The sequence below is a fragment of the Bdellovibrio sp. MYbb2 genome (assembly GCF_056175685.1).
In genome coordinates, this window is the sequence record NZ_JBJKJI010000003.1 from 18,342 (window position 1) to 35,517 (window position 17,176).

Consider the following 17,176-nt stretch of genomic DNA (forward strand, 5'->3'; position numbering starts at 1 on the left):
TAAAGGCTCTGGGAGGCTTTATGGAACTGCGAATTATGGTGACGGGCGCCACCGGAACCATGGGGTCGGAGTTGGTGCGCCAACTGCATTCAAAAGGCGCAGAAGTCGTGGCTATCAGCCGGGATTTGGAGCGCTTGCCAAAGGATATCAAGGGGATGCAGGTCCCACTTGAGAACCGCTATCTGTTGGAGCAGGCTTTCCGGGATGTCGATGTTTTGGTTTTTATCCAGCCTCTTTGTGAAAATATGATTCAGCAGGCCGAAAACGTGATAGGCGCCGCCCGAGCTTCGGGGGTGCAGTTTGTCTTGAAAGTCTCAGGTTTAGGGGCGTCACCGGTGTCTCGCTATTTATATCAACGGATACAAGGTGAGGCTGACGACATCTTGATGCAAAGTGGTCTGCGCTATTGCCTGCTGAAACCCAATATCTACATGCAATGCTTCTTAAAGTCGCATTATGAGTCCCTGATGGCCGGCACGCTGTATCTGCCTCAAGGGGAGGGGCGAACGTCTTTTGTGGATGCCCGGGACGTGGCCGACGTTGCAGCCCTTTTACTGCAAAACCCCTGGCGCTATCAAAAACGGGAACTGGTGCTGACCGGGGAAAGAGCCCTGTCCAATGCGGAAGCCGTGTCGATTATTTCTCATTATGCCCGAAGAAGGGTTTCGTATGTGCCTGTGACCGAGGATGCGGCCCGGAAGACATTCAACCGGGAGCAGTCGCCGTGGATGATGGAGGCCCAGATGAGTCTGCACCGAGCGGCCCGGGAAGGGGCGGCGGCCGAAGTGTCGGGGGCCGTCGAAAAGATACTGGGTCGGGATCCTCGCAGCTTTGAAGAGTTCTGCGAGGATATGAAAAAAGCCTGGGTTTTACCCGAGCCTCAGGAGGGCTTACTCTGACCAAAGTTCGCGAACATCCAGAATTTCACAACGTGGGCTGGTGGTCACTTCAGAAGCGGCATCGCCACCATGATAGTTTGTGCGCACATGGTAGACCTTGTCGCCAGTTTCCAGTTCTTTTTGGAACTGCACCAGGCGAACCTGATAACCCTGCTGAAGGAAGTGAGTTTCAATCTGCCAGGAGCAGGATTTCGATTTTGCGAAAGAAACAGAGGATAGCAAAAGAGTTGCGATAACTGCGAATGTCTTCATGAAAAGCCCCTTATTACTTGTGTGAAGTGACTTGGTTTCGGGGCTTTTATAAGAGGCCTTGCGGCCGTTTGCCAGTTAGGATTTTGTTTGGAAAACGTTTCCAAAAATCCTTCAATCATCCAGATACGATTTAAGCTCTTTCAGGTGATAACCCCAGCCTACTTTGAAGTCCTTGATTGTTTTGGTGCGGATTTCTGCTGGCAGGGTGTCCCAGCCGGAGTGTTCCAGTGACAGAACACGTTCTTTGCCATTGTCTTCAATGGTGAAGGTGCATTCCGTGGTGGCGGTTTTGGGCCAGCTTTTTTCCTTCCAGGTGAAAGTGATGAACTGTTCTTTTTTCAGTTTCACCACTTTGCCCGAAGCCATTTGTTTATCGCCTTCGTCATCGATCCACGGCTCTTTGAAGGCACCGCCGACTTTGGGTTCAAGGACAACCGATTCACTCCACCAGTTTTCAAGTTCCCCGCGATCAGTCAGGGCATTCCAGATCCAGCCGCTGCTGGCTTTAAGTTTAATGGATAATTCAATGCTGTCTTTCATCGGGAACTCCTAAGGTGAGGAACTGCATTGATCTTGCGACAGATATTCCTGAGAGGCAAACACCTGTTTTTTCAGGAACTGGTATTTTTGCGGCTGATGTTCCTTCAGACGTTGCCCGGTGAAGCGATAGGCCACCACGGATTCGGCAAAGTCTTCAGAAGGGTTCAGTTTGCCGTATTCAGAAACGGCTTTGGAAGGATCCGTCAGTGTGTATTCACGGTAAAGAACGCCTTTGACCGTGCGGCGGGTTTCTTGCCAGCCCCCCAGGCGCAGCCATTCTTCCGAAGTATCGAGCTTTCCACGGTAAGCCAGGGTGTGTCCCAGTTCGTGCAGGAAGGTCTGCTGGCGTTCCGGGGCGGAAAGTTCATTCCACAGATCAAAGATTTCCATGCTGGCATTGGCGACGATGTCCTGGCCGAAACCATAGCGTGCACCGCGCGGGAAGTGGATCAGACGTTTGTTGTATTCCACCGGGTAAAGATGCAAGGGATAGTCCGCCAGGGCCTGCAGAATCTCGTTCAGTTCATCGGCGCGCCACGGGGAAGCAAGGTTCGTGCGCAGGTGCGATCCATTAAAGCCGAAGGTCTTTAGCAAATACAGCAGTTGAACGCCTTCGCTGTCGCCAAATATTTTTTTAACGGCGCAAAGAACCTTGTCGCAGGGAACAGTGAAAGTCAGTTCCGGGCGGCCACGCAGGCTGATGTCGAGCTTATGCAGATCCGAGAAAAGCTCCAGCAGGCGGGGGCTTTCGTTTTTGAAGCTGATGCCGTTAAGAACTTTGGAAGCCCGGGCACCCGGCAAAGCCAGCAGGGTGGATTCCATAGCCGCCAATGAGGGGGCGCTTTGGGTTTTGCATGGCGCCTTTTCCACATCTTCGGCGGTGGCCGCCCACCAAGTCAGCTCCTCGGCGCTGGCAGAGCCGGCGACGGTTAAAACTAGGGCTGTCAGGAGCAAAAGGACTTTCATAGGACCTAGATCGCAGGAAGCCCGCTTTGAGTCAAGAAAGGGTCCGAGTCAGCGGGGCTAATTGTAGGATTTGAGGATTTTTTCCAAGGTGCCGTTTTTCTTGATGTTGTCGATGGCCCGGTTCAGCTCGTCAAGGGTGATAGGGGCTTTACGCGAAAGGGCGCACTTGGTGATAATTTCGTCCATCCCGAGGTCGGCGGATTCCAGGCTGGGATAGACTTTTTTGTAGTACTCAAATTCCAGGTTCGACATGATGACATAATCGATGCGCCCGTTGAGCAGCTTTTGGATATTGCTTTCGTTGTTCGGACCGTCTTCACGCAGGATCAGGCCCTTTTTGAAGTAGTCATCCATGTACTGATAAATGAAATTCAAGACTCCGCCCACGCGCTTGCCATAAAGGTCTTTGGCTTTCAGAATGGGCTTTCCGCCAATGTACACAATCAGATTTGAACTGCGATAAAGATCGTGGCTCCAGAAAACAGCCTCACGGATCGCCGGCTGCCAGACTTCATTCAGATGACAGACCAGATGCACATTACCCGAGGTGAGGTTCGAGGCGACCCGGCTTTTTGGTAAAAGGATCCACGTGGGGGTGAGGTTGAGTTCTTTAAACAGTGCTTGTCCCAAGTCCCGCAACAGTCCGCCTTCGAGCTTGGGGGTGTTCTGAACGCGTTCTACGTTTATCAAAGGCATGGCGTAATTGGAGTTGATGCCATAGCGAATGGCCTTTGGCTCCGGAGGTTTTGCCAAAGAACATAATGGGGTCAGAATGAAGGCCAAAGCCATCAACGCGTTCATAGAGCTAAGGTCATACACCCACTGACTGTTGTCACTGCCTTTTTCGGGGGAGAAACTATTACGATTTGGAAATTTAGGACGGCTTTGTTAGCGCAAGTGAACGAAGCGAAGAAAACGTTCCAGCAAATTAGCTGGAGGCGCGGATTTCACAAGAATGTCGATAATTTCCTGTCGGTTGAAGGCTTTGGCGGCCTGTAACGGGGTCATATTGTCGAACTCGGACAACAAAGTCGGGTTGGCTCCATGCTCTAACAGGAACTTGGCGATTGCCAGATGTCCATAGGTGATGCTGGCGACCAGCGCGGTGGACAGGATTTCGGGATGTTGATAGTTGGGATCCACACCGTTTTTGATGTGGTATTGAACCAGCTCCATATTGCCGGTGGCGGCGGCGTTGTACATTTCTTTCCAGTCCCCAGCTGACATTTATTCTCCGATACTGCCTTGTGGAAGGCCCAGAGCGCTTTCGATACGGGTTTGCATCACGGCGCGCTCGGCAGGTGTGGGCTCTTCGCCCCACTTCATCTTAAATCCTTCCAGGGCCTGGCGGAAGGCATTTTTTCCTTCTTCCAGTTTTACCTGAGGCAGAGCCTTATCCAGGGACTCGCGCTGCTGTTGCAGATCCTTGATCATGGTGTCGACAGCGTTATTGATTTCGTCCTGATACTGGTCGTAAGAGCGTTCGATGATAAAAATAAAAATCAAGGCAAAGACCACGGGTTTGTAGATCTTGGCAAAAGTGCTGTAAGCGTCCCGGTAATTCTGGGACTTCAGAGCGATGGCGACCTCTTTTTGATGAGCGGTGTAGCCATCACGGATGACCTTGAACATCAGCTCTTTGCTGATGGCTTTGTTGGGCATTTTCGGCAGCCAGTAAGGAATGCCGGCAAATTCCATGATGCGACTGTGCTGAAAGCGCCAGACACGGTCCATGACTTTGGAAAGAGCACTTAAGGTGGCAGCGTCGTGAGTCTGGCCCCAGGTTTTAATCAGGCCTTCTTTCAGAAGCTGTTCTTTGACGATCAGAACGGCGGATTCCTCCAGGCGTTCCTGACCATTCTTTTTTATCCAGCGGGAGGGGGCGTCTTTGGCGCCAAACATCAGGGTGCCCAATTCCACGGCCTGTCTTTCCAGGGTGACTTGGGACGGGACATTTTCGATTTCCAGTTGATTCAGAATTTTACGGATTTTTCTTTTGCGGTTCCAGGACAGGGTGGACGTGTGTTCCTGAACTGATTTGCCATTGAAAAGATACTGCGAGTTTTCGCGGTCAATGGTCTGCAGAACTTCTTTCAGGCTGGGAATGAAAACGGACTCGCAGCGCAAAGCCGCGGCTGGGGCCTTCACAGGAAGGCCCAAAGACAGTGCCAGAATAAAGCACAAAGTCCGCTTCAGCATCAGAGATTTATTCCAGTACGGTGGCTGCTGTGCGCAGGCTCATACGGGTGGCTTCGATTTCTTTCAAGACGGATTCAGCCTGAGAATCACTGAGTCCGGCCACAACACGGGTCAGGTTCCCGGCACTTAACAGAAGACCGCCGACAAGTGTAGCCTTGTTGCTGTTATGCTGAGTCAGAGAATAGAACAGCAAAGCCGTGCCAATCCCCTGAGTCAGGTGGGCCAGCATTTTAGTGCGATCGGTGTCGTCTTCAGCCTTTTGATATTCTTTCAGCGAGGCTTTCATGCCAGAAACAGAGTCGGAAAGTTGATTTAGAATTGCGGAGGCCTCTTTGCTTTGTCCAGCTCTGTTTGCCGCGATTTCTTTTTCGATGGCTTCAAGCTGGTCAGAAAGTGCTTTGGTGTCGACATCTTTTTTCAGCAGTGAACTGCCCGTGCCGGTAACAATGGAGGTCATTGAAGCGATCAGAGAACCAGCCACGCTGAACATTCCCAACAAGCCGGATCCCGTGGTGCGGGAATTCACGGCGAAATAAGAAATAACAGAAAGTCCCAGTCCGGCGGCAGCACCTGCAATAGTCAAAGCGTTGGTGATACCACCAGAGTTGTCGCGAGCATCAATGGTTTTTGCGGTTTGTTCAAGTGCTGAGTCCAGCTGAACCAGATTGGTTCTGAGGGCCGTGATATTTTGCTGGGCCTGATTGATGGCCTGTCCGGTGACTTCGGCGGTGCGGTCCACTTGTGCAAAGGCAACGCTTTGGGAAATCATAACTGCAGCAACGGACAGTGTGATTGTTCTTTTCATGGGTTTCTCTCCTTTTATTTGTTCTTTTCTCTGTCTCAGAATGAGACGTGCGAGGGCTCTCTCTGCCAATGCGATAAAGATTCAAGCTTTGGACCAGCTGCTTTGCATTCAGTAACATCTGGCCAGGTTGTTTGAGATCGATGGACAAAAAGTGCAACCGGCTGAAAACTTGCTTTTCAGCGATTGCTGTAATGGGAGTTGTGGCAGGTTTGAAAAAGAAAAAGCCGCTTTGGGGGCGGCTTTTGTCGTTAAGGCAATTTGTCGAAGGCTTCTTTGAGTTTTTGTGATTCCACCATCAGCTGATGGCTGAGGGGATAGTTCTCCGGGGACCTTTCGCGGGTCAACTGTTCCAGGCGTCCTTGGATGCCTGCAATATTCTGTCGCCATTCGATCAGGGATTTTTTTACGGCTTTATGGGGCAGGCCGTATTCCACCAGCACTCGCGCGCTGTAACACTGGCCGGGGTTGCCGACAGTGTTTTCCCAAATCATCACGGCCGGGGCTGCGATGGTTTTTTGGGGTGCGGCCTGATACTGGGGGGTGTAAGCATCGTAGTTAAAGTAATCAGAGTTCACTGTGTAGGCAGAGCTGGGACTGGCGTTGATCGCCAGGGAATATCCGCCCATTTGCAGGCTGCCGATACCCAGCGAGCTCATCTGGCCGCACAGCTGCCACACGTTCACACGGTTGATCACCAGACCGACTTGAGCGCTGTCAACACGAAGAGTTTGCCTGTCGGTCAGAGAGTCATAGAGATGGGCGTCGGTCATGCCACGCAAAGGGATGATGGCCTTAAGTTCGTTCAGCTGGCGATTTAGGAATTCCTGCTGGGTAGGGGCCAAAGTGCTTTCGCGGTCGTGGGTGCGAATGGTGGAATCAAATGAGGCCATGACGAATTCATACTTTTGCTGGAATTCAGCTTTGATGGACGGGACTTCTTCTTCAACCTTGGTGCAACCAGTAAGTGTCAAAGCCGCGATCAGCAGCAGGTGATATGTCTTCATGTTGTTCTCCCTGTCTAAAACTATAGGCAAAGGATGGGGCGTTGAGCAACTACTTGTGCCAGGAAAACGCAGGGAATAAACTTTGCCGTAATAAGGAGCTTTTATGAAATCTGTTGTGGGGGCGGTCTGTGATTAATCTGTCTTCGGGGTCCTGCCTTTGTCAAAGTGTGACTTTTGAAGTGACAGGCGCCTTTGAAAGTTTCTTTCTGTGTCATTGTAAGCACTGCCAGAAGGACACAGGCTCTGCCCATGCGGCAAACTTGTTTTCTTCCAGTGCCAAGCTGAACTGGCTTTCTGGTGAAGATCAGATCACCACCTACAATCTGCCGTCGACAAGACACGTAAAGAGTTTTTGCAAGCAATGCGGAGCGGCCGTTCCCAACTTGCAAATGGATGGAAAGTTGCTGGTGGTTCCCGCGGGAAGTCTGAATACAGAGGTTTCGATCAAGCCCACGGCACATATCTTTTGTTCAAGTCAGGCCAGCTGGACCGTGGATTTGGACAAGATTCGAAAATTTGATAAACTTCCTTCGTAAGGTGCGACGTATGCTTTCTTTGATGTTTTCTTTATTGATGGGTGGCGGCGCTTTTGCCGCTGATGTTCCCGCAGGTTGTGTGTCTTCTCGCAATTTTACGGCGGAAGCTTATAAAATCTGGATCAGCGAGGGGACAAAGGTGTCTGCGAGTGTCGAGCAGGTGCGGGGGCCCGTCGTTGCCACGGGCCAGAGGATCGATCTGCAGTTAGTGTCGGGCGAATCCAGTTCGAATGGGTTTGTGAAGTTTGAGGTCGCGACACCTGGATCGTACGTGATTGTATCTGATGCCTATCCACGCATGGATGTGACTGAACTTGCTTCTGGCGCTTCTTTTAATCCGGTGGATTTTGGCAAGATCCGCGACTGCGGAACTGTCATCAAAGCCCTGCGATTTGAATTCGCCAAGACCGGAAGCTACAGTCTGGGTTTTGTAACCAGTCAGGGGCCGGGTTTGAACTTTATGATTATTAAAATGCCTTAGACGAGTCCGCAGTTTTACCAAAGAAACTGCGGTACACCGACCATTCGATCAGGATGACGGCAAGCAGGACTAGAATTTCTGCCACCAGAAAGGAATAGCCCCACACGGTGATTCCCTGAACCGTCAGCATCACAGCCCCTGAAACAAGAACATAAAGTGCATTGGCAAAGAGGATGGTTAAAAGCATCCATGGCTTTTGGTTTCGCTGTCTGTAGCAGATAAAAGAAAACACACAGTAAAGAAGCGGGAACGCCGCTAAGAAATAGAGAACACTCGGCTGCAACCCTGTCCATGTCGACAGGAACGGCAAAATCCCCGCCGTCAGGGTCAGGCTTAATAAGGCGCCCACGGCATCCATCAGAAAGATGTTCTGAACATTCAAAAATCTAAGATTCACGCAAGACCTCTTTGGATATTTATAATGTATTCGATTCCAAAAATTGTTGAGTGCAAAAATAATTTCTGACCTGCGATGTCGGATTTTACTCTTGTTTGCAAGTTGTGAGCCCGATAGCATGAGTTATGCGACAAACTTGGATTATCCTGGCTGTTTTGGGGACCGTTGTCCCATTTTATTTTCTGGTTCCGTTCTTTGCAGAGCCGGGCGCGAGTGTTTCTCTTTTTCTTGAACTGCTGTTCGCAAACAGTGTTTCCAGATTCTTCGCGGTGGACTTGGTCATTTCGTCCCTCGCATTTCTGATCTGGTCGTTCGTTGATTCCAGGAAAAACAGCATCAACGGTTGGTGGATGGTTCTGGCAGCCAATTTGATGGTAGGCCTGTCACTAGCCCTACCACTGTATTTCTATAAGCGCAGCTCTTCCCAAAAGTAGCCAAGCATCACGCCTTCCGCTCGCAAGCTGAGTGGAAGCACCATTCCCTCTCCAAATTTCAAGTTCCGCAGGCCTTTGTAGCCACAACGAAGCCACAGAAAAACCATTGAACCAATCAATCAACAGAATGAAACAGAAGAAAAAAAGAACGAGGACTGTCCGAAGAAATTTGGAGAGGGAATGGTGCCCCTTGCTCGAAGATTATCGAACTGCGGTCTTATCTCAAATTGGTTAGAAATGAAGCAATGTCTCTATGCGTTGTGTGTCTTAAAAACAAAGCTGTGTGGACTTTTTGTAAGTATTCCTATAAAGAGCTGCGTATCTAGGAGGCATATAATGAAAAAGAACGTTGATGCAAAACCTGCTTCTAAAAGTAAAATGACCGTCATGCTCCTTCAGTTAGAAGGAAGTGATGACACAATTCAACAAGGTTTCAAAGCGCTCGAAACCGCTTTGGAAAAGATGAGCCCTAAGGTCATCACAGTTGGCGGCGCGAGCTTTAAGACACTTGCTCAAAAGGCAAACGCAAACTCTTCTCATGCTGAAGGGCCAGAAACAGATGTGATTGACGCGGAAGTGGCAGATGCTGAAGAGGAAGAACAAGTTGCTGTAGCCGAAAAGAAGGCTGCAAAAAAACGTACTTATGCTACTCCGAAGATTCTTACCGATGTGAACTTTAATATTGGCACTCCCAACTTCAAAGACTACTACGCTCAATTAGGAAGCCCGGCTTCAGACCGTCAGAAATATCTGATTGTTGCAACTTGGTTTAGCCAGCAAGGGACGACAGAGATTTCGACGGACCATATTTATACGGCATTCAGATTTATGGGTTGGTCTGTACAAAAAGATGTTTCTCAGCCATTTAGAACTTTGAAGAACGAAGGTCTGTTTGTTTCGGGATCGACTACAGGAATGTACGCCGTTAATCATGTTGGTGAAGAGGCTCTTCGCAGAGTAACATCAAAGAGCTAAAGCTAAATGGGTCTTCAAGATATCACTCAAGAAATTCCGGGCTTTGGAAAATGGCTTCACGTCGAAAAAATAAAATTTTTCGGATGGTATCTACATACTCAGCAAGGCCTGGAACTCTTTTCGGGAGCACAGTTATTAAAGTGTTACAACGATCTACACTTGGATCCTCCTGGAAATATTCATTCCCAGTTAGCAGATTTAGTTGGTAGACGTCCTCGACAGATTTTGAAGATGAGTGCTGGATACAAACTCGAAGGAAATGTTAGAGAGAGTTTTAATAAGAAATATAGCGTGAATCAAAACACTATAAAACTAACTCAAATGCTTGAAGCTTTACCAGCTTTGATAAAAGATGAAAGCCAACGAGAGTATCTGGATGAAGCGATTAAGTGCTTTAAAGTCGGTTCGCCTCGTGCGGCGATTGTGATGACATGGAATCTTGCGTATTCCCATTTGTGCACTCAGATTTTAAGTGACGCGGTACGATTGGCGGGTTTCAACAAGGCATGGACTGCTAATTATCCCGGCCATCATAAAAACAAGATCCTCGAAATAAAAAAGATAGAAGATTTTTCAGAAGAACTGAAAGAGTCACAAGTTCTTGTGATCGCAAAAAGTGCTGGCGTTATTACTGGCGATTTATACAAGATCTTACACGAAAAACTAGGGCGCCGGAATTCAGCAGCTCACCCATCTAGAGTCGTTATTGGGCAACTACAAGCCGAAGAGTTCGTGGATGATTTGGTAAAGAACGTCATTTTAAAGCTTTGAATTCCTCTCTTTAAACAGTTTATTGTTGAGTGTTGGTGAATTATTTTGTATTCTTGGTCATGGCTTTAAAATACCAAGCGCAACTTCCTGGCACTCCTGAAAAACCATGTCCTTCTCCAACTAAACATTCTCCATCAAATGAAGTGAGGATGTTTAGGTTTATGAATCAGGCGGCTACTTCCAGCGACTTTATTCCACCAGCGATGTTGCCCAATTATACGGGCGACCGAAACTGCGACGCTTACGCTCTTTCATTTTTTAATTCGCTTGAAGCTGCTCAGACTAAAATGAACAGCTTCAGTAAAACTATTAACGCAGCGAAGAGATACGGCACCCATATCGGCGAAATGGACCTTGCAGTTGGAGACGGTCTTGTATCTAGACCAAAAGCCAGTGGGCATGTGAATTTACATCAAAATGAAGACGTCCTATTCTATGATAGAACCATCGTCTACCATGCGCACAGCCGAACACCTCCGGCAGTGTCGATAGCAGCACCAGCGAATGGAGGGAGCGACGATGCTCCATAGATTTCCCGAATCCTATAAAGCGACCCTAAGAAATCTTGAAGTCGTTCGAGTCCTCGAGCAATTCGACGGAGTTATCCTCGCTGAATACAAGGCCGTCGGCACGGGTGGGTTATATTTAAAAAAGTGGTGTGATTCTGAAGGGTCAGTGAATCGTTGGCTTATCGTTCGCTCTGATTATCGTGTGCTTGCGAGGTACCTTGCGGGAAAAGTAACAATGCTCGAACTACTAACCTGTATCGGTGATGGTGGCTGCTTTATCGTGGACGAAGAGGCTTCAAACCAACAGATAATTGAAACTTATTTTACGCGATTTAATGAGCTTCCACATTTGTATCTGCCCGAAGACGGAACTTATCATGATGAAGATTTGCGCCCATATTGGACGATGAGTCCTCAGAGCTTCTTGGTTGGTAGCGATTGGGATGTAGGAATATTTGCAGGAATCGAAAAGAGATATATGGAAGTTTCCTCTTTTGCATATTTCACGATGCCCGGCGCTCAACGACGACTACCCGCAGATATTTTGAATTATTATTACGACGGTGGTTTTGCTGTAGGTATTGCCTACCGCCGAATTAGAAAATCGGTTCCTCAATCAAATCGTGTAAAATCAGCAGGTGTGATTGCCAGCTCACCTGGCGTATTGACTATGGATGTGCCCGCTGAGTTAGCGAATCATGTTGCAACGGTGATCAGCGCGCTCAAAGAAAATATTGATAACTATAAAATTCTACATTCTTGGTCGAAATTAAAGCCAGAGGCCTCAGCACGGGTTCCAGAGGACGCTATGTCCGATCTGCTTAATTTATGTGAAGGCCTAAGCGTTGATATCGAAGCTATCTTTCCGCAGCCGACCGAGCTGGTTCCTAACCCGAAAAGCGATAAAAGATATATCCTTGCCGCTGGAAAACTCATCGCAGCACACTGCCGGCGACTATGGGAAGTTCTCAAGCCTGGTCCGACAGTCGAATATGTAAGTATAAAAACTGAGGCTGAGGAATCTGAGATTCCAGACGAAGTTTATGATTCGGATGACTCGGATGTTGATTGATAGCTGAATAAGCTATCAATATTCCTGGCATCCCAAGTCAGGCTTAACTTACCTTACTTTTAATTACCTTTTAATTGTTTTTAATACCCTTAGTATTCGCAATTCGTTGCCCTCAATATAAGAGCAAGGTCAGATCGCTATCGCTGGTGATTTTTACGAAACTAGCGAAAGAATTCTCGAACTGGCGAAGAACGCATAATCACTATGGAAAATGGCAAGTCAGGAAGAGCACATGAAATTCTTGAAAGCGATACTCTCGAGCCAGCAACTTGATGGCGCAAGTCTGCGATATAATTTAAAAAGACCGTTTGCTGTACTTGCTGAAATGAAGAAAAAAGAGGAATGGTGCGCGAGTCGCCGGAGTAGACGAACCGCTTTTGGGCAATCCCCAAGCTTTGATTGAAATAGAGTTTGATGAGGTTGCAGAACCTAAGGCCCTTTTGCCAGCCGATCTGCTGCATTTGGTTAACGTCTATGGGTCCTATTTAAAGGCGGGAGCGGCTATTGGGGCTTCGGAGGCTTTTGTTCGTCAAAACTGTTTTAAACAGGGCTCCTCCTGATTTTAGTAAAAATCAGGAGGTCTTTGGGATCAGGAAGCCAGTGCGAACCTATTCGTTTTAAGTATTAGAGGCATTACTTTGGTGATCAAATTTGGACAGATAACTATTACATGACAACAAGTTATCAATCGAGAAACTTCCGCACTTTATAGTATAAGTTTAGAAAAACTATCGTGCATATGAAAATATCGCATCTCGTAAGGAAGGAAATTTGAAAATGACTATCGCAATCCTAATTTTATCTCTTATATTCTCTAGCTCGGCTTTTGCCTCAACTTTTAAATGTACTGCAGCGGTTGCCAACAATTCCCACGTTTCAGTGGTCGAAGTGACAATCGATGAAGAAGCCAATTTCGTGAAAGTATATGAATTCAATGGTCAAGAGTATCATTTAGAATCTGGAACTTCAGGGTTTTATGTTAATGACAAACTACTTTCATTTGATAATTTTAGCATTTGTGCAAAAAGAACTGAAAATTTCTGTGAACCTCTAGGTACGACCAAATTAGAGGTCGGAAACTACCTTGCCACTAAAGACACAATCAATCAGGTTGGAATTGCATGTTATATTCTGAAATGACCTAAAAGTTGTTAAGACGCACCTATTTCGAACCCCTTGTGAACTAGCCAAAGTAATTATCGAAACCCGCTGACTTAATAAAAAATCAGCGGGTTTTTTATTTCCCAAATGCGTAAGCAGCATCCTTCAAAAAATTTGAAACCTTTTTTACATGCTAAATTCCTAATTCGTCGCAATAGAAATGAAAAATATTTGAGCTGGAAGTTCCTTCGATCGCGGATTCTCGGCGACACGACGTCCGCGCATTTCATCCGCATGTTTTACTGAGTTCCAAACACTGCGGAAAACTAACGGAAAGCTTCCGCAGTAATTTAATTCGATCTGAAGACGAAAAATCCCCCATAAATATTCAAAATATTTGAAGAACCCGGAGTCCTGTCCATTCCATTTTCCCTCGCGAGCGTTCGTGACCACTCCCCCTCTACGAGCGAAAGTGGTCACGAAACGGGAAAATGGAATGGACAGGATAAGAAAAAATAATAAGAAATTTATAAAAAAATGAAGTAAGAGAGAGGGGAACAAAAGACAGGAGGAAAACGGCAAAAAAACAATCAATCAAAAAACCGGAGGTGTAGTTATGAAGGATAAAAGAAATTGATGCGAGTAGTAGGAATAGAAAACTACGAACTTGAAATGATCGAGGTGCATTTAAAACGAACTGAATACGAAACCAAAGTTGTGCAACTGGTAAAAGCCTTACTCGAAATTGACCGCTTGCTGAAACAGCAGCAGGATCAAGCGAGTGCCCCAAGCACAGCTTCAGAGATGAAGGAGGCTAGCTAATGAAAAGAATCGGAATCTATATCCGTGTGTCCACGGAAGAACAAGCCAGAATCCAAGATGGCTCACTTGTCTCACAAAAAAATCGCCTATTAGAGTACATAGAATTTCAAAACAAAAGAGAATCCAACTGGGGAACCCTGGTTGATATTTACTGTGATGAAGGAAAGTCAGCCAAGAACATGAATGGCCGTCCTGAGTTTTTACGACTCCTCGCTGACGTAAAGCTTGGACGAATTGATCTCATCATAGCGACGGAACTGTCTCGTCTTAATAGAAGCATTAAAGATTTTTGCGAGGTTTGGGATTTGCTCAAGCACCACAAGGCAAGCTTTGTCACACTCAGAGAGAACTTTGATACGACGACCGCTAGTGGCGAGATGATGGTCTTTAATCTCATTAACTACGCCCAGTATGAACGCATGCAAACCTCTGAACGAATCGCCGCTAATTGGCTATCACGATCTAAGCGTGGGCTTTTTAATGGTGGCACGATCCCTTTGGGATACGATCGGAATCCCAAGAACAAAGGCGAGTTGGTCGTTAACAAAGAGGAATCCGAAGTTGTTCAGAAGATCTTTAATTTATTTTTAGAAAAAGAATCTCTTCGTAAAACACAAGTGGCTCTAATCGAGTCCGGAATCTTCAATAAGAAGTTTACGAATAAGCATGGCCTGGAAAAAGGTGGAAAAGTCTTTACCGTTGATACTTTAAATTCTCTTTTAACCAACAAAACCTATTTGGGACTTAGAGAAGTAAAACACAAGAACGGCTCAGCGGAATTTATTAAAGCCGTATGGCCAGCGATTATCGGCGAAGAGACGTTTAGCAAAGTTCAAGAGCGCCTCACTAAAAACAAGAATAGATACAAGCCTGAGACTTGGAAGAAATACCCATTCCCACTCACAGAACTTGTTCAATGTGGTGAGTGCGGCAAATCCCTCGGTGGCAAGTCTGGCACTGGAAGAATCGAAAAGCACTTTTACTACGGCCATCCTCAGCTCAAAAATCCTTTAGCCAAAGAACACGCACATCAGTGCCAAGTAAAAAATGTTAGAGCACCGAGGCTTGAGGAGATCGTGACAAGGTCATTAAGGGCATTGCTCAATGATCCAAGTCTTATAGCTAAGTGGATTGAGATCTATCAAGCCAAGACCACAAGCGATCTTCCAGAAGTACAAATGCAAACAAAGAAATTAGAACTAGAAATCCAAACGACTTCCAAGCGGATCACAAACTTGGTTCAGAGAATCGCAGAACTTCCACCAGAAGTTCCGGCAGATGCCTTCTATGAGCAGATCAAACAGATGACTCAAAGAATGAACGAGCTAAAGCTTGCAAAAGAAACTCTGAAAACAAAAGAGATGGATCTACGTGGTCAAGAAGTCGACCGAGACGCCTTTAAAGCCAAAATCGAAAATGCTTTGCGAAATCTAGAGAAGGCTTCAAAAGAAAATCAAAGACCCATCTTCACAAATCTGGTGAAGTTCATCGAAATCCACCCAACCAAGATCAAAATGGGTCTCTACGCTCCCGCAAAGGAACAATTCAAAGCAACCGGAACCGATACCGCCACAGCGGCGGCAGATTTTGGACATAAAAAAAGCCGACTCGAAAGTCAGCTTTTTTGTCTCAACAGCTCAACCCGTGTGGGTTCGAGTACTGTTGGAAATGGTGCCCCGGGCCGGACTTGAACCGGCACGCCCGTTTAAACGAAGCTCAGGATTTTAAGTCCTGTGCGTCTACCGATTTCGCCACCGGGGCACAAGGGTCAACTCAATCATTTTTAGAGTGAAACGTCAATGTCTTCATGAATTGCGCCATGTCTGCGGGCATTGCACATTCTATACGCACAAATTCATTGGTGAACGGGTGAGTGAACTCCAGGGCATGTGCATGCAGCATCAGCCGTGGAGCCACAGGACTTTTCGGTGCCTGATAGATGTCGTCACCATAGATACCCATGCCGCGATCAGCGAGATGCACTCTGATCTGGTGCATGCGTCCAGTGAGGGGTTGGGCCTCGATCAGCAAAGCTTCGGGGAAGACCTCGAGTTTGCGGAACTTGGTGTAAGCGCGATCACCCCCGGACTGGGTGCGAACCATCTTGGTCTTTTTAAGTTTGTTGTCTTTCATTTCGACCAGATGGTTGTCGACTTCCCAGGCGTCGGCCGCTTTCTGGGTTCGTTTGGTCAGACAAAGATAGGTCTTTTGAATCTTGTGCGTCTTAAACAGGTCGGCCAAAGGTTCGTTGGCTTCTTTGGATTTGGCAAAGATCATCACACCGGAAGTGTCGCGGTCAAGACGGTGATGCAGGGCCAGATAGAAATCATCGCCCCGTTCGCTGCGCAGCTGGTTTTTAAGGGAAGTAAAGAAGTCCAAGCGGCTTTTATCAACAGTGGCTTGGGAAGGCATGCCAGCCGGTTTGGCAGCAGCCAGGAAGTAATCGTCTTCGAACAGGATTTCGATCATCTTTTGTTGATCATGCAGAAATCAAGGTTGGCGTTGATGTTTTCACGCTGGCCCTCAAGTTCGGCTTTGCTGAATTTAAAGTCAGAGGCTTTGCAGCCATAGTTGGTCACCACGTCGTGGATCGCCTGAACTTCATCCATGGTCATGTTAAGCTTCCAGATCAGTTTTACTGCCAGCCAGTCGCGAACGTACTGACAACGGTAAGCCAGATTGGATGGAAGGTATTTGTCTGGAGCACGATCGCCCTTGGACATGTTGGCGCTGGCGTCAGCCGCGACCAGGTGGTTTTTGTAGCCCATGTAGTTCGCATACAGGCAGCGGGTTTTATAATCCCATTGCCAAGCGCCTGACACGTAAGCATTTTTCAAAGGAACCATGTGGTCGATTTGAATTTCTTTGGCTACGACAACTTCTTTGCCGGCATAAGGATCGTTCCAGTGACCGGCATCCACCACGCACTGTCTGTTCCCGCGGTAAGTGACTTCCTGGTTGGACTCACGAACCAGAACTTTTGCACGGGTGTTCATGCAAGTGTCATCCGTAGGATCATTGATCCAGCGGCCGAAGTGAAGTTTGCGCATGTATTTTTCTTCTGGCGTGGGAGGCGCTTCTTCGTGAAGGGTCCATTTCAGAAGGTTGATCACCACTTTTTTCAGACCCTGGATGAACTGATCCGGTCCAAATTCAGGAGTGTACTCCATAAAAGAGTATTCATTTCTGCGGGTGGTGTCTGATTCCAGATTGTCCTCGTCCACTGTGAAGAATTCGTGGGCGGGAGCGGCGGTTGCGGGGGCTGCATAAACAGGAACTGCGGACATTGCGACCATTAACATAGTCACAAACTGCAAGCCGGCTGTCTTCAGTTGTAGGTGTTTCATTCTCGGTTCCCCCTCCGCGAATCGGACCCATTAAGCCCCAGATCGGAGGCAGTTTCAAGAATTCAT

23 protein-coding genes and 1 tRNA gene are annotated in these 17,176 nt (G+C 47.5%); 11 read left to right on the forward strand and 13 right to left on the reverse strand.

The genetic code is table 11. The features are described 5' to 3' along the window. Window positions 1-20 precede the first annotated feature (20 nt). Window positions 21-899, forward strand: a complete 879-nt coding sequence (locus AC04MQ_RS13980; RefSeq protein ID WP_475392369.1) for an SDR family oxidoreductase — start codon at window positions 21-23, stop codon at window positions 897-899. Here the strand turns inward: AC04MQ_RS13980 and AC04MQ_RS13985 are convergent. The 8 genes from AC04MQ_RS13985 to AC04MQ_RS14020 form a co-directional block, all read right to left on the reverse strand. Further along, complete coding sequence (locus tag AC04MQ_RS13985; protein WP_475392370.1) at window positions 891-1,151, reverse strand: hypothetical protein; 261 nt, start codon at window positions 1,149-1,151, stop codon at window positions 891-893. The two genes, AC04MQ_RS13980 and AC04MQ_RS13985, sit on opposite strands and share 9 nt — an antisense overlap. A gap of 111 nt (window positions 1,152-1,262) precedes the next feature. Continuing rightward, complete coding sequence (locus tag AC04MQ_RS13990; RefSeq protein ID WP_015090898.1) at window positions 1,263-1,691, reverse strand: SRPBCC family protein; 429 nt, start codon at window positions 1,689-1,691, stop codon at window positions 1,263-1,265. A gap of 9 nt (window positions 1,692-1,700) precedes the next feature. Next, the gene (locus tag AC04MQ_RS13995) at window positions 1,701-2,657 is read right to left on the reverse strand and encodes a hypothetical protein (RefSeq protein ID WP_475392371.1); all 957 of its coding nucleotides are present in this window, start codon (window positions 2,655-2,657) and stop codon (window positions 1,701-1,703) included. A gap of 57 nt (window positions 2,658-2,714) precedes the next feature. Then, a complete protein-coding gene (locus AC04MQ_RS14000; protein WP_475392372.1) occupies window positions 2,715-3,458 on the reverse strand; it encodes a substrate-binding periplasmic protein in 744 nt (247 codons plus the stop codon). An 87-nt stretch (window positions 3,459-3,545) separates the two neighbouring features. Further along, complete coding sequence (locus AC04MQ_RS14005; RefSeq protein ID WP_475392373.1) at window positions 3,546-3,884, reverse strand: ankyrin repeat domain-containing protein; 339 nt, start codon at window positions 3,882-3,884, stop codon at window positions 3,546-3,548. Next, entirely contained in the window at window positions 3,885-4,856 is a 972-nt protein-coding gene (locus AC04MQ_RS14010; RefSeq protein WP_475392374.1) for a hypothetical protein, read from the reverse strand. Window positions 4,857-4,863: 7 nt separating this feature from the next. Beyond that, on the reverse strand, window positions 4,864-5,661 hold the full coding sequence (locus AC04MQ_RS14015; protein ID WP_475392375.1) for a hypothetical protein: 798 nt from the start codon (window positions 5,659-5,661) through the stop codon (window positions 4,864-4,866). A gap of 248 nt (window positions 5,662-5,909) precedes the next feature. Then, window positions 5,910-6,665, reverse strand: a complete 756-nt coding sequence (locus AC04MQ_RS14020) for a hypothetical protein (RefSeq protein WP_475392376.1) — start codon at window positions 6,663-6,665, stop codon at window positions 5,910-5,912. A 128-nt stretch (window positions 6,666-6,793) separates the two neighbouring features. Between AC04MQ_RS14020 and AC04MQ_RS14025 the strand changes: the two genes are divergently transcribed. Next, a complete protein-coding gene (locus AC04MQ_RS14025) occupies window positions 6,794-7,201 on the forward strand; it encodes a GFA family protein (RefSeq protein ID WP_475392377.1) in 408 nt (135 codons plus the stop codon). 10 nt (window positions 7,202-7,211) lie between these two features. Continuing rightward, window positions 7,212-7,682: a hypothetical protein gene (locus AC04MQ_RS14030; protein WP_475392378.1), complete on the forward strand. Its 471-nt coding sequence runs from the start codon at window positions 7,212-7,214 to the stop codon at window positions 7,680-7,682. On the opposite strand, the gene AC04MQ_RS14035 is transcribed toward AC04MQ_RS14030, so the two are convergent. After that, complete coding sequence (locus tag AC04MQ_RS14035) at window positions 7,669-8,079, reverse strand: hypothetical protein (RefSeq protein WP_475392379.1); 411 nt, start codon at window positions 8,077-8,079, stop codon at window positions 7,669-7,671. The two genes, AC04MQ_RS14030 and AC04MQ_RS14035, sit on opposite strands and share 14 nt — an antisense overlap. Before the next feature lie 125 nt (window positions 8,080-8,204). Between AC04MQ_RS14035 and AC04MQ_RS14040 the strand changes: the two genes are divergently transcribed. From AC04MQ_RS14040 to AC04MQ_RS14060, 5 genes are all read left to right on the forward strand, one after another. Continuing rightward, a complete protein-coding gene (locus AC04MQ_RS14040) occupies window positions 8,205-8,513 on the forward strand; it encodes a DUF2834 domain-containing protein (RefSeq protein ID WP_475392380.1) in 309 nt (102 codons plus the stop codon). Between the two features lie 336 nt (window positions 8,514-8,849). Then, window positions 8,850-9,488 carry a hypothetical protein gene (locus AC04MQ_RS14045; protein WP_475392381.1) on the forward strand — a complete coding sequence of 213 codons (639 nt, stop codon included), beginning with the start codon at window positions 8,850-8,852 and terminating at the stop codon, window positions 9,486-9,488. Window positions 9,489-9,494: 6 nt separating this feature from the next. After that, window positions 9,495-10,259, forward strand: coding sequence for a hypothetical protein (locus tag AC04MQ_RS14050; protein WP_475392382.1), 765 nt, complete (start codon window positions 9,495-9,497; stop codon window positions 10,257-10,259). A 59-nt stretch (window positions 10,260-10,318) separates the two neighbouring features. Next, entirely contained in the window at window positions 10,319-10,789 is a 471-nt protein-coding gene (locus tag AC04MQ_RS14055) for a hypothetical protein (RefSeq protein ID WP_475392383.1), read from the forward strand. Further along, window positions 10,779-11,840, forward strand: coding sequence for a hypothetical protein (locus AC04MQ_RS14060; RefSeq protein WP_475392384.1), 1,062 nt, complete (start codon window positions 10,779-10,781; stop codon window positions 11,838-11,840). The genes AC04MQ_RS14055 and AC04MQ_RS14060 overlap by 11 nt, the downstream gene beginning before the upstream one ends. A gap of 161 nt (window positions 11,841-12,001) precedes the next feature. On the opposite strand, the gene AC04MQ_RS14065 is transcribed toward AC04MQ_RS14060, so the two are convergent. Continuing rightward, a complete protein-coding gene (locus tag AC04MQ_RS14065) occupies window positions 12,002-12,301 on the reverse strand; it encodes a hypothetical protein (protein WP_475392385.1) in 300 nt (99 codons plus the stop codon). 310 nt (window positions 12,302-12,611) lie between these two features. Here AC04MQ_RS14065 and AC04MQ_RS14070 point away from each other — a divergent pair, with 310 nt between their 5' ends. The 3 genes from AC04MQ_RS14070 to AC04MQ_RS14080 all read left to right on the forward strand — a co-directional run bounded on the left by AC04MQ_RS14070 (window position 12,612) and on the right by AC04MQ_RS14080 (window position 15,454). Beyond that, window positions 12,612-12,980, forward strand: coding sequence for a hypothetical protein (locus AC04MQ_RS14070; protein ID WP_475392386.1), 369 nt, complete (start codon window positions 12,612-12,614; stop codon window positions 12,978-12,980). A gap of 597 nt (window positions 12,981-13,577) precedes the next feature. Next, window positions 13,578-13,763, forward strand: a complete 186-nt coding sequence (locus AC04MQ_RS14075; protein WP_475392387.1) for a hypothetical protein — start codon at window positions 13,578-13,580, stop codon at window positions 13,761-13,763. Continuing rightward, entirely contained in the window at window positions 13,763-15,454 is a 1,692-nt protein-coding gene (locus tag AC04MQ_RS14080; RefSeq protein ID WP_475392388.1) for a recombinase family protein, read from the forward strand. Before AC04MQ_RS14075 ends, AC04MQ_RS14080 begins: the two co-directional genes overlap by 1 nt. Here the strand turns inward: AC04MQ_RS14080 and AC04MQ_RS14085 are convergent. The 3 genes from AC04MQ_RS14085 to AC04MQ_RS14095 all read right to left on the reverse strand — a co-directional run bounded on the left by AC04MQ_RS14085 (window position 15,433) and on the right by AC04MQ_RS14095 (window position 17,110). Beyond that, a tRNA-Leu gene (locus AC04MQ_RS14085) sits at window positions 15,433-15,524 on the reverse strand. The genes AC04MQ_RS14080 and AC04MQ_RS14085 overlap by 22 nt on opposite strands. Before the next feature lie 12 nt (window positions 15,525-15,536). Further along, a complete protein-coding gene (locus AC04MQ_RS14090; RefSeq protein WP_475392389.1) occupies window positions 15,537-16,232 on the reverse strand; it encodes an RluA family pseudouridine synthase in 696 nt (231 codons plus the stop codon). Then, window positions 16,229-17,110, reverse strand: coding sequence for an HNH endonuclease family protein (locus tag AC04MQ_RS14095; protein WP_475392390.1), 882 nt, complete (start codon window positions 17,108-17,110; stop codon window positions 16,229-16,231). The genes AC04MQ_RS14090 and AC04MQ_RS14095 overlap by 4 nt, the downstream gene beginning before the upstream one ends. Window positions 17,111-17,176 lie beyond the last annotated feature (66 nt).

Excerpts from the sequence above, each read along its gene's own strand:
- AC04MQ_RS13980 (WP_475392369.1), top strand. The coding sequence starts at position 21 with ATGGAACTGCGAATTATGGTGACGGGCGCCACCGGAACCATGGGGTCG.
- AC04MQ_RS13985 (WP_475392370.1), bottom strand. The coding sequence starts at position 1,151 with ATGAAGACATTCGCAGTTATCGCAACTCTTTTGCTATCCTCTGTTTCT.
- AC04MQ_RS13990 (WP_015090898.1), bottom strand. The coding sequence starts at position 1,691 with ATGAAAGACAGCATTGAATTATCCATTAAACTTAAAGCCAGCAGCGGC.
- AC04MQ_RS13995 (WP_475392371.1), bottom strand. The coding sequence starts at position 2,657 with ATGAAAGTCCTTTTGCTCCTGACAGCCCTAGTTTTAACCGTCGCCGGC.
- AC04MQ_RS14000 (WP_475392372.1), bottom strand. The coding sequence starts at position 3,458 with ATGAACGCGTTGATGGCTTTGGCCTTCATTCTGACCCCATTATGTTCT.
- AC04MQ_RS14005 (WP_475392373.1), bottom strand. The coding sequence starts at position 3,884 with ATGTCAGCTGGGGACTGGAAAGAAATGTACAACGCCGCCGCCACCGGC.
- AC04MQ_RS14010 (WP_475392374.1), bottom strand. The coding sequence starts at position 4,856 with ATGCTGAAGCGGACTTTGTGCTTTATTCTGGCACTGTCTTTGGGCCTT.
- AC04MQ_RS14015 (WP_475392375.1), bottom strand. The coding sequence starts at position 5,661 with ATGAAAAGAACAATCACACTGTCCGTTGCTGCAGTTATGATTTCCCAA.
- AC04MQ_RS14020 (WP_475392376.1), bottom strand. The coding sequence starts at position 6,665 with ATGAAGACATATCACCTGCTGCTGATCGCGGCTTTGACACTTACTGGT.
- AC04MQ_RS14030 (WP_475392378.1), top strand. The coding sequence starts at position 7,212 with ATGCTTTCTTTGATGTTTTCTTTATTGATGGGTGGCGGCGCTTTTGCC.
- AC04MQ_RS14040 (WP_475392380.1), top strand. The coding sequence starts at position 8,205 with ATGCGACAAACTTGGATTATCCTGGCTGTTTTGGGGACCGTTGTCCCA.
- AC04MQ_RS14045 (WP_475392381.1), top strand. The coding sequence starts at position 8,850 with ATGAAAAAGAACGTTGATGCAAAACCTGCTTCTAAAAGTAAAATGACC.
- AC04MQ_RS14050 (WP_475392382.1), top strand. The coding sequence starts at position 9,495 with ATGGGTCTTCAAGATATCACTCAAGAAATTCCGGGCTTTGGAAAATGG.
- AC04MQ_RS14055 (WP_475392383.1), top strand. The coding sequence starts at position 10,319 with ATGGCTTTAAAATACCAAGCGCAACTTCCTGGCACTCCTGAAAAACCA.
- AC04MQ_RS14060 (WP_475392384.1), top strand. The coding sequence starts at position 10,779 with ATGCTCCATAGATTTCCCGAATCCTATAAAGCGACCCTAAGAAATCTT.
- AC04MQ_RS14065 (WP_475392385.1), bottom strand. The coding sequence starts at position 12,301 with ATGCAGCAGATCGGCTGGCAAAAGGGCCTTAGGTTCTGCAACCTCATC.
- AC04MQ_RS14075 (WP_475392387.1), top strand. The coding sequence starts at position 13,578 with ATGCGAGTAGTAGGAATAGAAAACTACGAACTTGAAATGATCGAGGTG.
- AC04MQ_RS14080 (WP_475392388.1), top strand. The coding sequence starts at position 13,763 with ATGAAAAGAATCGGAATCTATATCCGTGTGTCCACGGAAGAACAAGCC.
- AC04MQ_RS14090 (WP_475392389.1), bottom strand. The coding sequence starts at position 16,232 with ATGATCGAAATCCTGTTCGAAGACGATTACTTCCTGGCTGCTGCCAAA.
- AC04MQ_RS14095 (WP_475392390.1), bottom strand. The coding sequence starts at position 17,110 with ATGAAACACCTACAACTGAAGACAGCCGGCTTGCAGTTTGTGACTATG.